General features: G+C 54.1%; 1 pseudogene. It reads right to left on the bottom strand.

Annotated elements, in window-relative coordinates:
• Positions 1-55: 55 nt before the first annotated feature.
• Positions 56-425, bottom strand: a pseudogene (locus tag M0412_RS26440) (hypothetical protein); the annotation flags it as partial.

Raw genomic sequence — 425 nt, 5'->3', positions numbered from 1 at the left:
ACACACTCTGAAATAATGCGGAGGAACATCGACAAGAACGGCGAAAATCCGCCGATCAGGCCGCGCTCCTCCGCATTACGACGACCTCGTGATTAGTAAAGTTATGCTCACCTCGCCATAACTTGACGAAAGGCTTTACATAAATAGGCGGAATCAGCCTGACATCGTGGCCGCTGCTCTGCGCGACGCGGCCCCAATAGTGGCTGGTCGCGCACGCTTCCATTGCCACAATGCATGGCTCCTGCGTATCAAGCACCTGCATCAGCTTCGCGCGGGAAACCGTACGGTTAAATAGAACCGCCCCACCCCGATCAGTGCCACAGATCTGAAAGCTTCGTTTGGCGAGGTCAATTGCCAAAATATGCACGTTAGACATGGTCTCCTCCTTCAAATGCGCCACCCTGGCGCGGATGACATCATACGAT

The organism is Agrobacterium sp. O3.4, from assembly GCF_041414895.1.
Taxonomy (GTDB): domain Bacteria; phylum Pseudomonadota; class Alphaproteobacteria; order Rhizobiales; family Rhizobiaceae; genus Agrobacterium; species Agrobacterium cucumeris.
Note: the sequence above shows the minus strand (reverse complement) of the source record. Positions and strands in the feature narration are given on the sequence as shown.